Below are 13030 nucleotides of genomic sequence, written 5' to 3'. Positions count from 1 at the left end.
ACCCAGCCCAACCCAAATCAAAAAAAGTGCCCTATCTTGGAATCCAAGACAGGGCACTTTTATATTGCGATTACGTAACCGGCTCTTTAGCCTTTCGGGCTCGTGGCTTAGCCGCGGGCTTCTTCGCGGTCGTTGGCTCGATAGTAACCGAAGCATCCGCGCCAAGCGTTACTTTAGCCTCGGGTGGTTTCGTCGCGTTTAAGCTGGCTTGAAGCGCGGCCATGAGGTCGATGACACTGGTTTTTTGCACTTCAGGTGCAGACTGAATTTCTTCACCTGCCACTTTATGCTCAATCGCATCCAGTAAGCGAGCGCGGTACTCGTCCTTATACTTTTCTGGTTCGAAAGGGGTGGAGAGCTGATTGATCAGCATTTTCGCCATTTCCATCTCCCGCTCATTCACGGTAACCTTCTCCGGAAGGTTCGGCACTTGCGAAATCGGGCGAATTTCATCCGGATAGAAAATGGTTTCCATGGCAAGGCAATTGTCGATAACACGGATAGCGGCTAGCGAGCTTTTGGAGCGGATCGACACCTTGGCGATTCCGATTTTACCCGTCTGGCGCATGGAATCGAGCAGAAGCATGTAAGCACCCGCGCCAGTATCGCCGGGACCGAGGTAGTACGTCTTTTGAAAATAAACAGGGTCAATATCAGTTAAATTTACGAAGTCCAAAATCTTAATTTCCTTATTCGCTTCACCGGAGATTTCCTCCAACTCATCTTTTTCAAAAAGAATAAAACGCCCAGGCTCAAACTCGTAGCCTTTCGAAATTTCCTCCCACTCTACTTCCTTCTCGCAAGTTTGACACTTCCGGACGTAGGATAACGGGGTAATACACGTTTTGTGAATATAGCGCATAGAGATATCTTTATCCTCTGTGGCCGAAAACATTTTAACAGGAACATGAACAAGCCCGAAGCTGATTGCGCCTTTCCACACAGTATGCATCGATGTAATTCCTCCCCAACACACGTAATTGTACTAGTATTCTCTTGAGTGGTTACCTTTATACGGCAGTTATTTAAGAGAATGGTTAGAGGGGAGTTTGGAGAGTTTATAAATGCAACATGATAACCCAAATAGCGAACCTAAGGAGGGATTACGGATGGCATCAGAATCAAATCTGTCGCAAGACACGAACAATGAAGATAGGGACGATTGTTATATGGACATTGATCGTATGATTAATGAGGGGCTTGGAGGCGGTAACGTCACCATGCAGGGTGGGTTAATTGAACACTCAACCACGGATACGATGGATTATCCGGAATCCGTACTGGATGAACCATGAATGTTCACCGTGCTCAGGAAATTTTAGCTGCAGATGAGAAAATTGAAGTGGATCTGAACGGTCTGGCTGTCTGGATTGACAGTGTAGATGCAGGGAAAGGTCTAGTCAAAGTGCATGCGGAAGGCAATCCCGCAGATGCTCGGGTCGTCCCAGCTAGGGAGCTTGAAGAGGTACACTAAAGGTCCGCATGGGCAAAATAAGCCTTCTCCGATAGGGTATCGGGGAGGGCTTTTCATAATTTCACATGTCCTCGAATGAGGATTTTACATACGGGTTGCTGTCACCTGCTAGCGAGGACTATAATAGAAACAGCACGCGCACGCGGAAGAAAGGGATGAGATCATTGGCTCAATCCACATTTAAGTTTTATTCTGAGCATGAAGCAGATACGGATAAACTGGGAATCCTATTATCAACCTATCTACAGCCAGGGACGGTCTTAACATTGGACGGAGATTTGGGTGCTGGCAAAACGAGATTCTCGCAAGGATTCGCTCGAGCGATGGGGATTTCTGAGCACGTAAACTCACCTACATTTACCATTATCAAAGAATACGAGGGAGCTGGGCTCCCCTTCTACCATATGGATATGTATCGCATTTCGCAAGAGGAAGCAGATGAATTGGGATTAGAGGACTATTTCTATGGATCAGGTGTTACTCTGATTGAATGGTCGAGTTTAATTGAGGATCTGCTGCCACCTGACAGATTAAGTATTACGATCACCCAAGAGGTTGATCAAACCCGCGTATTTCACTTGATTCCGCACGGTTCGCCGTATGAGAGCTGGTGTGTACAGATGAAGGAGAACGGACATTTACATGACGGAACGGATAACTAATACGGGGCGATGCTTAGCGATCGATACCTCTACATCGGCAATGACAGTTGCTATATTGGAAAATGGACACCTTCTCGGGGAGATGAGTTCCCATGCAGAAAGGAATCATTCTCTAGGATTGCTTCCCCACATTCAAGATTTACTAGCTCGCCTAGGCATGAAGCCGAGAGATCTGCGCTCGGTTGCAGCTGGCCAAGGACCAGGCTCGTATACAGGCGTGCGGATTGCTGTTTCTGTAGCCAAAACTTTTGCATGGTCGTTAGGACTAGATTTGATTGGCGTATCTAGTTTGGAGGCTATGGCTATTGGTGGTTCTGTACAGAACGACTATAAAGGAAGCAGTTTAACATGGGTTGTTCCTCTGATGGATGGGAGGCGTAAGCAGGCCTTTACTGCTGTGTATGCGTATGAGGGGGCATCAGCTGTTACGGCAGTTCGAGAACCAGATGCGACTTGGCATGAAGTGTTGCCTGATGGTATTCGAGTTATCGGCGCGTGGACGGAGCAGATTCTTTCGCAAGCTAGTCGTTTAGCGCCTGATCACATACTATTCGTCGGTGAAACCACGGGATTTGCGGTTGAGTTGGAGCAGTTTACGAAGGATTTTGAAGGACATGTAAGTGTTGTCCCTTATGGCATTGAAGCGGAGTATATTGGCCTGCTGGCTAATCCGAGATTAACGCGAGGCGAGAAGGCAGACGTTCATTCGTTTGTACCGAATTACACAAGGCTTCCAGAAGCGGAAGCCAATCTGCTGGCTGGTCTGCAGACGAAGAAAGGGGAACAGTAATCATGGAACAGAGACAGCCGCATGCCATAGAAAATTCATTGGTATTCCGCTCAATGACCATGGAAGACATTCCTTTTATTGTCGAGATCGAGCAGGAAGCGTTCACGACACCTTGGACACGAGGTGCGTTTGAGAATGAGCTGACGAATAACCAATTTGCGCATTATATGATTATGGACATCGATGGGGAAGTCGCGGGTTACGGCGGCATGTGGCTCATTATGGAGGAAGCACATGTCACGAATATCGCTGTAAAAGATACCTATCGTGGACGCAAGCTTGGAGAAAGACTCCTGCGCGAGTTGATGAAAACATCCGCTTTCCTTGGTGCGATCCGCATCACTCTGGAAGTGAGAACTTCGAACTATGTGGCGCAAAATTTATACGAAAAACTAGGCTTCCGCTCCGTTGGTGTGCGTAGAGGCTATTATACAGATAATCGCGAGGACGCTGTCGTTATGTGGGCAGATCTGCCCAATCGTAGAAAGGATAGTCTCAGTGACTGAGGCTTTCAAATAGGTGAATAGTGTGGGTAATGAACAAATGCAACAAGATAGGCAAGAGGAAAGTATGAGAGATCATGATAAAGACATAACATCAAAGCCGGTGTATATTCTCGCCATCGAAACGAGCTGTGACGAGACTTCCGTGGCCATTGTTGAAAATGGGAAAATCATTCGCTCGAATGTGATTTCCAGCCAGATCGAAACGCATCAACGCTATGGCGGCGTTGTGCCGGAGGTGGCTTCCCGGAAGCATGTGGAATCGATCACATGGATGCTGGAGGAAGCTGTTACGGAAGCGGGCGTATCGCTCCATGAACTTTCCGCCATTGCCGTAACCGAAGGCCCCGGATTAATCGGGGCCCTGCTCGTTGGCGTCGTCGCGGGCAAAGCCCTCGCTTGCGCCCTAGACCTCCCGCTGATTGGTGTTCACCATATCGCGGGACATATCTACGCCAACCAGCTCGTGCATGAGCTGGTGTATCCTTCGATTTCGCTCGTCGTGTCCGGCGGACACACCGAGCTCATTCTGCTCGAAGGCCCCGGCCAGTTCCGTATCATCGGGCGTACGCGCGATGATGCGGCCGGCGAGGCCTACGATAAAATTGCCCGGGCAATGGGATTGCCTTACCCGGGCGGCCCGCACGTGGATCGGCTTGCTCAGGAAGCCGATTCTGAGATCAAAATGCCTCGCAGCTGGCTCGAGTCAGATTCCTACGACTTCAGCTTTAGCGGATTGAAATCCGCGGTGCTGAACGTCGTCAACCAAAGCAAGATGCGCGGCGAGACCGTTCAGGTCGCGCAGATTGCCAAGGGCTTCCAAGCATCCGTCATCGACGTGCTTGTGGAGAAGGCAAGTCGCGCCGTGAAGGAATACTGCGCGAGACAGCTCTTGCTCGCGGGCGGAGTCGCCGCGAACAAGGGGCTGCGCAGCAGGCTCGCCGAGCGCTGCGAGCAGCTGGGTGTGCCGCTGCTGGTGCCGCCGCACCGGCTCTGCACAGACAATGCGGCAATGATTGGAGCCGCCGCTTTCTTGAAGTGGGACAAGCAGGAGTTCGACTCGATGGAGTTGAAGGCTGAGCCACAGCTGAAGCTTGAAGAGTGGTAATTTTGTCGCGCACCCTGGCTTGTTGATTATTCTATGAGTTCCATACGTTCGTTGTTGGGACAAGCGAGAACTTCTTGAAGTGATTAGTTAAAATCGGACGAAATCGACTTCCGCGTCCATAGAGGTTTTGAAATTTAGTTACTTCTTGCGCATTCGTGACAGGTAATCGAATAAAATTAATTTTCAGATAAGTGTATTGACTTTGAAAAAAGTGCATATTATAATCACAATCAATACTTTCAAACGCAACGAACGGGAATAGTAAGGCCTGATTAGTTTCGCTCAGAGAGCTGTGCATGTGGTGAAAGCACAGACGAAACGTCACCTGAACTCGCCCGGGAGCGGTAGGACTGATAAGGATGCCAAGGATCCAGCACCCAAGTAGGTCTTGACGGTTGACCCCCGTGATCAGGTACATGAGTGGTTTCGAGTGTAATAGCTCGGATCAATTAGAGTGGTACCGCGGAAGGTTCAAGCCTGTCGTCTCTTTTATAGAGATGGCAGGCTTTTTTGGTTGTTCTGAAACAAATGTAAACTTGGCAAACACATATAAATAACGCGATGAACAAGAGTAGTAAGGGCTCATGTCTCTGGTACAGAAAGCTGCGGGTTGATGCGACGCAGACCGAGAAAGCCCCGAACTCGCTTGGAAGCGGTCATCTTGATCGGCTGGCAACAGCTGTTAGGGATGGACGGATGACCTCCGTGATCGGGTGATGTAGCGAGCAGCTTGCTGGCTATATCTGAGGTGGGCTCCTTAACGGAGTCAACAAGAGTGGTACCGCGCTGGGTGAAGACCCGTCGTCTCTTATGTGGAGATGACGGGTCTTTTTGTCGTCTGTGGAAAGTGCGCTGCAGCCACTAAACACATTTGATAATATCCGTCGCATCGCACAAATCCCCACTGTAACGTTGGAATTCACGCTTACAGCGTAGGGAACCTGTCAAATCCGACCGATCCCACGCTGTAACACTGAAAAACACGCTTACAGCATCATAATTGCTTAATATCTGATCCACGCCACATAAACATCGCCCACGGGCATACCTTAGGAGGAATTAACCATGGAAAACAACACAACTGCTAATCGACGCATTCGCATTTTTGATACAACACTTCGTGATGGTGAGCAAGCGCCGGGCGCATCGCTGTACCCAGAGGAGAAAATCCGCATCGCGAGACAGCTTGCTCTTATGGGCATCGACACCATTGAGCCGGGTTTCCCGATCTCAAGCCCTGGCGATTTCCAAGCTGTGCAGCAGATTTCACGCGAGCTGCAAGGTGTTGAGATCTGCGGCTTCGCCCGCGCCGTCAAAGCCGACATCGATGCAGCGGTCAAAGCTACGCAGGACGCGGCATCCAGACGCATTCACATGTTCCTGTCCTCCTCGGACATCCACCTGGATTTCCAGCTGCGCAAATCGCGTCAGCAGGTGGTGGAGATGGCTCGCGCCATGGTCGGCTATGCGAAGCAATTCGTCGATCGGATCGAGTTTTCGCCAATGGATGCGACACGCACAGGGGATGAGTTCCTTTTTGAAGTGCTGGAAGCAGTCATCGCGGAAGGTGCGACTATTCTGAACATCCCCGACACAGTGGGCTATGCGCTTCCTGAAGAGTATGGCGCGATGTTCCGCAGAGTGCGCCAAAGTGTAAGAGGCGGCGATACGGTCGAGTATAGCGCCCACTGTCATAATGATCTGGGGCTTGCCGTTGCCAATAGTCTTGCTGCTATTGCGGCAGGTGTCACGCATGTGGAGGTAACGGTGAACGGCGTCGGCGAGCGTGCTGGTAACTGTTCACTTGAAGAGCTAGTCATGGCGATTGAGACGCGGAAGCATTCGATGGGCGTGGAAACGGGCATCGTGACGAGTGAGATTTTTAACACGTCCAAAATGGTCAGCCGCATCATGGGCTTCCCAATTGCCTACAACAAACCGATTGTCGGCCGCAATGCCTTCCAGCATGAAGCGGGCATTCATCAGGATGGACTTCTGAAAAACCGCAATACGTACGAAATTATGGATCCAGAAAAGCTGGGCATCCCACGCTCCATGATTATCCTTGGCAAGCACTCGGGCCGCCATGCGCTGAAACATCGTGTTGGACAGTTCGGCATCGAGCTTACAGGTGAAGAACTGGATTCACTGTATACGCGTTTCAAAGAAAAAGCCGATGAGCAGAAAATGGTCACTGACGACCAACTGATGGAGCTTGTAGGCAGCACGGTTGATGGGCAAATGGAGCCATTCACACTGTCGCATATGCAGGTGATTTCGAGCAGTGATCGCAATCGCGTTGCTTCCGTATCCGTTAGAAATAATCAGACGGGCACAGAAAGTGTCTACTCTGGCACTGGAGAAGGACCGATCGAAGCCATCGTACATTGTCTACAGCAAGCTATTCCGATGGATGTAGAGTTCACGGATCTTGAGCTGCACTCGTTGTCCACAGGTGAGAAAGCAACAGGAGAAGCTGAGGTTACGATCTCAGTTGGCGGTCAAACTTATAAGAACACAGGGATCGACCAAGATGTCCTTGTTGCGGTTGCCAAAGCGTTCATATCGGCTTGCAATCAAGCGATTCGGATGCAAAATAGCGTGACTTCCGATGGGGCGGAGACGGTCATAACAGCTTCGTAATCGACAGATTCCGTCTAATGTACCTAAATTGTAAGAAAACTTAGATATATACACACCGTGTGAGCAAGGTTATGCACACCCCCTGTGTACAATGTGTATAACTCGAAGAAAACCCGACATATCAACCTTTTTGGAGGGCATGTAAGAGGAATAACTTTTTCACAAAAAAATGTGGGTAATGTGGATAACCTTGTGGAAAAATAAGTGAAAGCGAGATAGGGGGCGGAAAACGCCTCCTTTTTTCTGTGGATAACGTTGTGTATAACAAAATAGGGCTCCACAAAGAACGATTTAAATTATCGGAACAATTCGTCATTATTTTTTTGTGTATAAGAGAGCTCTAGCAGGTGATAAAGTACGATTTAGGAAGGGGACTCTAGGACTTATCAAGACAAAGTAGAGGATATCTGCTGTTCCTGTGGGTAACTTTGAACATTTTGTGAACTTGTCCACAGGGTTGGCAGTTCATCCTGCTCGATAACGAATCGAACAACAAAAAAAGTCCACGTCAACGGACGTGAACTCCTCCTATTTTTAAGCCAACAAAACTTCCCATTCCTCATAACAAGCAGCGAGTGAACTCTTTCGCTTATCAACCTCAGCCGTTTTCTCCTGAACAAGCATATAGTCGTTATACACAGCAGGATCAGCAAGCTCGGCTTCAAGCGCTGTAACTTCTTCTTCAAGTCGAGCAATATCCAGCTCTAGCTGTTCTAGCTTCCGTTGACGACTGCGTTCTTCACGCTTAGCCAACTTGTCCGCCTCGTAACTGCCACCACCAGCAGCCTCAGCTTTCACAGCAGCAACCGAAGAGGAACTTCCGGCAGATTTCTTCTCCGCCTCTTTGGCTAGACGCTTGGCTTCCATTTCAGCAAGCTCCGCTTTTTTCTCCACATAGTCGTCATAGTTGCCAAGATAGCTTGTTAAGCCATCTTTTTGCAGATCAAGCATGCTCTCCGCCATTTTATTGAGGAAATAACGGTCATGGGAGATGAATAGAAGAGTGCCCTCGTAATCCATCAAAGCGGACTCCAGCACTTCCTTACTATATAAATCCAGATGGTTGGTAGGCTCATCGAGAATCAAAACGTTAGCCTTCTGAAGCATGAGCTTAGCGAGGGAGACCCGGGCTTTTTCCCCTCCGCTTAATGCAGCAATCTTCTTGAATACGTCCTCGCCGCTGAAAAGAAAGCTGCCAAGTACCGTGCGAATACGCGCTTCTTCCAAATGGGGATAAGTGTTCCACACTTCCTCCAACACGTTGTTGGACGGATTCAAGCCTTTCTGCTCTTGATCGTAATAGCCGATCGTGACGCCAGCACCCCATTTGAACGTACCAGCGTCTTGCTTGTGTTGACCTATTAAGGTTTTGAGCAGCGTAGATTTTCCTACCCCATTAGGTCCAATAAGCGCAGCGGTTTCGGAACGGCGAAGCTGGAATGAGACGCTGTCGAGAAGACGATTTCGGCCATCATAGGAAAGGGAAAGTCGGTCAACCTGCAATACTTCTTTCCCGGAAGTTTGCTCAATTTCAAAAGAGAACGAAGCCCGTTTCAAATCGCCCATCGGCTTATCCAAACGGTCCATTTTCTCCAACTGCTTACGGCGGGACTGCGCTCTCTTCGTCGTCGAGGCACGCACGATGTTGCGCTGCACGAAATCCTCGAGTTTAGAGATCTCCTCTTGCTGCTTTTCAAACTGTTTTAATTCAATTTCATAATTCGCTTCTTTAATCTCGATAAAACGGGAATAATTGCCCGTATACCGTTTGGAGGCATGGCGTTCAATTTCATAGATCGACGTCACCAACGCGTCAAGGAAGTAACGGTCATGTGATACGACGAGAATAGCACCAGGATAGCCGCGCAGATAGCCTTCGAGCCACGTCAATGTGGCGATATCCAAATGGTTGGTAGGCTCATCGAGCATGAGCAGATCGGGTTCTTCCAGCAGCATTTTAGCTAGAGCCAATCTGGTCTTCTGCCCTCCGCTTAGGGTGTTAACCAAGGTCTCTGGTGCGAACTGTCCAAAGCCCATTCCGTGCAAAATACCGCGAATCTTGGCCTCGATTTCATAGCCGCCATGCTCACGAAACCATTCGGAGCGCAGTGCATACCGATTCATGGTGGTTTCATATTTTTTCTCATCGGAGATGAGGTCAGGGTCAGCCATCAAGGCTTCCAGCTCACGCAGTTCGCGCTCTGTTTCCAATAAGGAGCTGAATACGCTCAGCAGCTCATTCCAAATGGATTTATCTGTGTTAAGTCCGCTGTTTTGCTTGAGATAGCCGATCTTGGTTTCTTTTGCTTTGAAAAGATCACCGCTGTCATATGACATCTCACCCGCGATGATTTGAAGTAGGGTAGACTTCCCTGCGCCATTAACCCCGACGAGCCCGATGCGTTCCCGATTTTCAATTTGAAGCGTTATATTAGAGAGTACAGAGCGTACCCCATAGCTTTTGGAAATGTTAGAAACTTGTAATAGCATGTTGCTGCTACCTCCTGCGTTTTAGATACATATTAATGTAAGAACCTAGTTAAGTTGACCTTCAGTCGCTGTTTTAATCCCATCAAATCATTAGTATACACGAAGAATGAGGGCAACGCCTGCTTAATTTAGACATGAAATATAGGTCATTCGACGGGGTCTCTGGTACGAGTATAGTTTTTTACTTTATTTATGTTAAAATGGGGGAAACCACTCCTCGCTAGGAAGGGCTGTAGCTTATGATGAACATCCGAGAGCGGAAAATAGAATTACGCAAGGAAATGGAAATACGACGTGCTTCGATTGTTACTGAGATACGTGATGAGAAGCAACAACTAATCAACCAAAGAATGGTGAAGCTATGTTCGGATAAGCTGTTTGAACAGGGACAAATACCGTCCAATTCTCAGCCTACGCTGATGAGCTATATGCCTTTTCGTTCTGAACCCGACGTTGCCCCATTAATGGAATGGTGTTGGCAGCAGGGAATTCGTGTGCTGATACCGAAGGTAGTAGCAGATACGAAAACGATGAACTTGCACATCATAAGCCGCTATGAGGACCTCGAAAGTGGTGCTTATGGGATTAGAGAGCCGCGAAGTGATGTTCCCATTGAACATGATTTGGGCACGATATCCATGATTGTGGTTCCAGGTTTAGCATTTGATCTGGATTTCGGTCGCTTAGGTTATGGCGGAGGCTTCTATGATCGCTTTATGCAGTTATTCGCTGCGCGCGGTTTGAAAAGACCTTTTGCCGTTGCAGCTGCTTTCGATAATCAATTGATTCCTGCTGTGCCTTCTTCTTGGCATGATTTCCGAGTGGATGGCATCGTAACCGAAAGTAAGATGGTGTTCAAAACAGAATCCTAATATAGAGGTGATTGCAGTGCCCGATTCTTCTCCATTGACGCATTTTAATGAGCAAGGACGAGCGCGAATGGTCGACATATCGGATAAAGAAGAGACGAAGCGCACAGCCACTGCTCGCTCTACCTTATTAATGAAGACAGAGACGCTTGAATTAATCCTGCAGGGTAAAATGAAAAAAGGCGACGTCCTCGCCGTGGCTCAAGTTGCTGGCATTATGGCCGCCAAGAAAACGTCAGACTGGATACCGATGTGCCATCCTATCGCTTTAACTGGGGTCGATATTCAGTTCTCGAATAATGGCATCAATGAACTATACATAGAAGCAACTGTACGTACAACAGGTCCTACAGGGGTAGAAATGGAAGCCCTAACGGCTGTTTCTGCCGCGGCATTAACCGTGTATGATATGTGCAAAGCTGTAGAGAAAGATATGATAATTAACTCGACCCTGCTTGTAATGAAAACAGGCGGTAAAAACGGGGATTTTCACAGGCAAGACAACAAAGCGTGAGGGACTAAGACGCTGTGCGAACATACCGATAATTGGGTGAGGTTCTGTTCTGCGTATCACGCCGGTTAGTGGGTTGATCTCATTCAGTGAACAAGGGAGAGGTGACGAAGGATGCACTGGAAAGTTGCGATTTTGACAGCCAGTGACCGCGGTTACCGAGGAGAACGAGAAGACACTAGCGCTCAGGTAATCCGCGAGCTGATTGAAGAGGAAATTCAAGGCGAGATCATCGAGTATCGGGTGGTTCCGGACGAGATGGACGAAATTATGGCTTCCTTAATAGAAATGACTGATTATTATCAAGCGGATTTAATTTTAACAACTGGTGGAACAGGTTTGGCTCCGCGAGATGTCACACCAGAGGCAACGCTCAATGTGATTGATCGTGTTGCCCCTGGTTTTGCTGAAGCGATGCGCATGATCTCGATGCAAAAAACGAAGAAAGCGATGCTCTCCCGAGCCGTCTCTGGCATTCGCGGACGCACGCTGATCATTAATTTGCCAGGCAGTCCGAAGGGTGTTCAAGAGAATCTGATGGCGATCATTGATCAACTTCCTCATGCGCTGGGTATTCTAACAGGCAAAGAAGGCGATCACGGGTGAATGGGAACATGAAGCGTGTAAGCTGCCGCATGATGAAGTGCGGATTAATAGGAACAAGTCAGAAGGTGACTCGTGATGAGTAAAGATACTTCTATGCTGCGCGAGGTTAAAGTGGAAGATGCGATCGGCATGATTCTTCCGCATGATCTCACGCAGATTTTGCCAGGCGAGTTCAAAGGCCGGCTGTTCCGCAAAGGTCATCAAGTGAACGAATCGGATATACCTGCCCTGCTCAGCATCGGCAAGGAACATATCTATGTGATGGAGCTGCAACCTGGCTATCTCCATGAGGATGAGGCTGCCTCGCGCATGGCGCGGGCCATTGCGGGAACAGATAAGTGTTCGGATCTCAGACTTACTGAGCCACATGAGGGCAAAGTGAACGTGAAGTCGGAGATTCACGGCTTGGTGAAAATCGATAAAGCGTTCGTGGACAGCGTGAACGCGATCGATGAGGTCGTGTTGTCGACGATTCGCAGCAACACGGTCGTTCAGGGCGGCGCTTCGCTGGTCGGTACGCGGGTGATCCCGCTGATCGTCGACGAAGCGAAGGTTGTCGAGGTCGAGCGGCTAGCCGCGGCTCGACGTGAGGAGGGCTTCACCTTGCTCGAGGTGAAGCCGTTTCGGAAGCTGCGTGTCGGCGTTATTACGACGGGCAGCGAGGTCTTTAAGGGCCGAATTCAGGATAAATTCGGCCCGGTTGTGAAAGAGAAGGTTGCGCAGCTCGGCTCCGAGGTTGTGGACCAACGCTTCGTGTCGGATGACAGTGAAGCGATAGTGGGTGAGATCCACGCGCTTGCTGCGCTAGGCGTGGATCTGGTGTTGGTCACGGGCGGCATGTCCGTGGACCCGGATGATCGCACGCCGGGTGCGATCAAGGCGGCCGGCGCCCGCGTGGTCAGCTACGGCACGCCGATGCTGCCGGGCTCGATGCTGATGATCGCCTATCTGGGCGATCTGCCGATCATGGGCCTGCCGGGTTGTGTGATGCACGACCCGTACACGTCCTTTGACGTGCTGCTGCCGCGCATCTGCGCAGGCGAAGAAATCGTGCGTACTGACATCACGGAGATGGGCTACGGCGGATTTTATCAATGTTAAAAGAGAAAGTGTAAGGGCAGATTCTTGCTCTAATACCAAAACAACTCTTTTCATTGGATTTATCCAGTCATTTTCTTTTTTGCCAGCTGATTTAGCCCCTTCTATTGGATTTATCCACTCAGTATGATTAAAATAAGCCATATTTCGGGCGTTACCGGGAACTATATTGGATTTATCCAATGAAAGTCCCTTTTCGAGCGTTAAATGTGAGATTTTAATGGATTTATCCATTGAGCATACTTACTGAGGCATCCTTAACTTGTATTCTTTTAT

The 13030-nt window shown here is 49.0% G+C and carries 13 protein-coding genes and 2 other annotated features; of the genes, 11 read left to right on the top strand and 2 right to left on the bottom strand.

The features are described 5' to 3' along the window. Positions 1-70 precede the first annotated feature (70 nt). On the bottom strand, positions 71-952 hold the full coding sequence (gene ku, locus L6I86_RS34275; RefSeq protein WP_236293289.1) for a non-homologous end joining protein Ku: 882 nt from the start codon (positions 950-952) through the stop codon (positions 71-73). A 157-nt stretch (positions 953-1109) separates the two neighbouring features. Between ku and L6I86_RS34270 the strand changes: the two genes are divergently transcribed. From L6I86_RS34270 to L6I86_RS34240, 7 genes are all read left to right on the top strand, one after another. After that, positions 1110-1295, top strand: a complete 186-nt coding sequence (locus L6I86_RS34270) for a hypothetical protein (RefSeq protein ID WP_056608512.1) — start codon at positions 1110-1112, stop codon at positions 1293-1295. Then, the gene (locus tag L6I86_RS34265) at positions 1292-1474 is read left to right on the top strand and encodes an H-type small acid-soluble spore protein (protein WP_236293287.1); all 183 of its coding nucleotides are present in this window, start codon (positions 1292-1294) and stop codon (positions 1472-1474) included. The genes L6I86_RS34270 and L6I86_RS34265 overlap by 4 nt, the downstream gene beginning before the upstream one ends. A 164-nt stretch (positions 1475-1638) precedes the next feature. After that, entirely contained in the window at positions 1639-2136 is a 498-nt protein-coding gene (gene tsaE / locus L6I86_RS34260; RefSeq protein WP_420851966.1) for a tRNA (adenosine(37)-N6)-threonylcarbamoyltransferase complex ATPase subunit type 1 TsaE, read from the top strand. After that, the gene (tsaB, locus tag L6I86_RS34255; RefSeq protein WP_236293285.1) at positions 2117-2926 is read left to right on the top strand and encodes a tRNA (adenosine(37)-N6)-threonylcarbamoyltransferase complex dimerization subunit type 1 TsaB; all 810 of its coding nucleotides are present in this window, start codon (positions 2117-2119) and stop codon (positions 2924-2926) included. Before tsaE ends, tsaB begins: the two co-directional genes overlap by 20 nt. A gap of 2 nt (positions 2927-2928) precedes the next feature. Next, positions 2929-3432: a ribosomal protein S18-alanine N-acetyltransferase gene (gene rimI, locus L6I86_RS34250; RefSeq protein WP_056608522.1), complete on the top strand. Its 504-nt coding sequence runs from the start codon at positions 2929-2931 to the stop codon at positions 3430-3432. 64 nt (positions 3433-3496) lie between these two features. Further along, positions 3497-4537 (top strand): tRNA (adenosine(37)-N6)-threonylcarbamoyltransferase complex transferase subunit TsaD, encoded by a 1041-nt coding sequence (tsaD, locus tag L6I86_RS34245; protein ID WP_236293283.1) that lies wholly within the window; start codon positions 3497-3499, stop codon positions 4535-4537. 239 nt (positions 4538-4776) lie between these two features. After that, positions 4777-5028: a binding site (T-box leader), on the top strand. Between the two features lie 61 nt (positions 5029-5089). Then, positions 5090-5349 (top strand) — a binding site (T-box leader). Between the two features lie 253 nt (positions 5350-5602). Continuing rightward, a complete protein-coding gene (locus L6I86_RS34240) occupies positions 5603-7180 on the top strand; it encodes a 2-isopropylmalate synthase (RefSeq protein WP_236293280.1) in 1578 nt (525 codons plus the stop codon). Between the two features lie 534 nt (positions 7181-7714). Here the strand turns inward: L6I86_RS34240 and L6I86_RS34235 are convergent. Then, on the bottom strand, positions 7715-9670 hold the full coding sequence (locus L6I86_RS34235) for an ABC transporter ATP-binding protein (protein ID WP_236293279.1): 1956 nt from the start codon (positions 9668-9670) through the stop codon (positions 7715-7717). Positions 9671-9912: 242 nt separating this feature from the next. On the opposite strand from L6I86_RS34235, the gene L6I86_RS34230 reads away from it, so the two are divergent. The 4 genes from L6I86_RS34230 to L6I86_RS34215 all read left to right on the top strand — a co-directional run bounded on the left by L6I86_RS34230 (position 9913) and on the right by L6I86_RS34215 (position 12757). Further along, the gene (locus tag L6I86_RS34230) at positions 9913-10542 is read left to right on the top strand and encodes a 5-formyltetrahydrofolate cyclo-ligase (RefSeq protein ID WP_236293278.1); all 630 of its coding nucleotides are present in this window, start codon (positions 9913-9915) and stop codon (positions 10540-10542) included. 16 nt (positions 10543-10558) lie between these two features. Then, positions 10559-11053: a cyclic pyranopterin monophosphate synthase MoaC gene (gene moaC / locus L6I86_RS34225; RefSeq protein ID WP_276574933.1), complete on the top strand. Its 495-nt coding sequence runs from the start codon at positions 10559-10561 to the stop codon at positions 11051-11053. 111 nt (positions 11054-11164) lie between these two features. Further along, positions 11165-11656, top strand: coding sequence for a MogA/MoaB family molybdenum cofactor biosynthesis protein (locus L6I86_RS34220; protein WP_056608535.1), 492 nt, complete (start codon positions 11165-11167; stop codon positions 11654-11656). A 75-nt stretch (positions 11657-11731) separates the two neighbouring features. After that, entirely contained in the window at positions 11732-12757 is a 1026-nt protein-coding gene (locus tag L6I86_RS34215; protein ID WP_236293276.1) for a molybdopterin-binding protein, read from the top strand. Positions 12758-13030: the final 273 nt, after the last annotated feature.

Source organism: Paenibacillus allorhizoplanae (genome assembly GCF_927798215.1).
Taxonomy (GTDB): domain Bacteria; phylum Bacillota; class Bacilli; order Paenibacillales; family NBRC-103111; genus Paenibacillus_E; species Paenibacillus_E allorhizoplanae.
The sequence above is the reverse complement of the archived record's forward strand: the minus strand, read 5'-3'. Positions and strand labels throughout refer to the sequence as shown.

Coding starts and splice junctions, on each gene's coding strand:
- ku (WP_236293289.1), bottom strand. CDS start 952: ATGCATACTGTGTGGAAAGGCGCAATCAGCTTCGGGCTTGTTCATGTT.
- L6I86_RS34270 (WP_056608512.1), top strand. CDS start 1,110: ATGGCATCAGAATCAAATCTGTCGCAAGACACGAACAATGAAGATAGG.
- L6I86_RS34265 (WP_236293287.1), top strand. CDS start 1,292: ATGAATGTTCACCGTGCTCAGGAAATTTTAGCTGCAGATGAGAAAATT.
- tsaB (WP_236293285.1), top strand. CDS start 2,117: ATGACGGAACGGATAACTAATACGGGGCGATGCTTAGCGATCGATACC.
- rimI (WP_056608522.1), top strand. CDS start 2,929: ATGGAACAGAGACAGCCGCATGCCATAGAAAATTCATTGGTATTCCGC.
- tsaD (WP_236293283.1), top strand. CDS start 3,497: ATGAGAGATCATGATAAAGACATAACATCAAAGCCGGTGTATATTCTC.
- L6I86_RS34240 (WP_236293280.1), top strand. CDS start 5,603: ATGGAAAACAACACAACTGCTAATCGACGCATTCGCATTTTTGATACA.
- L6I86_RS34235 (WP_236293279.1), bottom strand. CDS start 9,670: ATGCTATTACAAGTTTCTAACATTTCCAAAAGCTATGGGGTACGCTCT.
- L6I86_RS34230 (WP_236293278.1), top strand. CDS start 9,913: ATGAACATCCGAGAGCGGAAAATAGAATTACGCAAGGAAATGGAAATA.
- L6I86_RS34220 (WP_056608535.1), top strand. CDS start 11,165: ATGCACTGGAAAGTTGCGATTTTGACAGCCAGTGACCGCGGTTACCGA.
- L6I86_RS34215 (WP_236293276.1), top strand. CDS start 11,732: ATGAGTAAAGATACTTCTATGCTGCGCGAGGTTAAAGTGGAAGATGCG.